This window comes from Halorubrum sp. SP3 (assembly GCF_005435195.1).
Taxonomy (GTDB): Archaea; Halobacteriota; Halobacteria; order Halobacteriales; family Haloferacaceae; genus Halorubrum; species Halorubrum sodomense.
In genome coordinates, this window is sequence record NZ_SGTU01000385.1 from 1 (window position 1) to 441 (window position 441).

The window sequence follows — 441 nt, forward strand, 5'->3', positions numbered from 1 at the left end:
GTTCGACGAGCACGGCGTCGACGTCGACGTCGGCGACGGCGCGTTCTACATGATGATCCCGGTCGACGACGACGACCAGGCGTGGTGCGAGCGCGCCATCGAGGAGGCCGCGGTCGCCTGCGTCCCCGGCAGCGCGTTCAACGCGCCCGGCTACGCCCGCATCTCGTACGCCGCGAGCGAGGAGCGCCTGCGCGAGGCGGTCGACCGACTCGTCGCGAACGACCTGCTGTAACGCCGCCCGACCGCCCGCAGACGCCGCCGTCCCGCCCGCTTCCGACCCGGACGAACTCGCGGACCGGCCGCGAACGGGGGCTGCGGTGCGTTTTTCACCCCGCTCCTCGAAGTTTCAGCTTGGTGGTACGATGTACGACAGGATACTGTACCCGACGGACGGGAGCGCCGGATCGGAGGCGGCGGCGGCGCACGTGGGGGCGCTCGCGT

At 71.9% G+C, this 441-nt stretch carries 1 protein-coding gene; it reads left to right on the forward strand.

The window, feature by feature from the left end:
* The coding region (locus EXE42_RS16950; RefSeq protein ID WP_137707059.1) for an aminotransferase class I/II-fold pyridoxal phosphate-dependent enzyme at positions 1-232 on the forward strand (232 nt) is incomplete at its 5' end.
* Between the last annotated feature and the right edge of the window lie 209 nt (positions 233-441).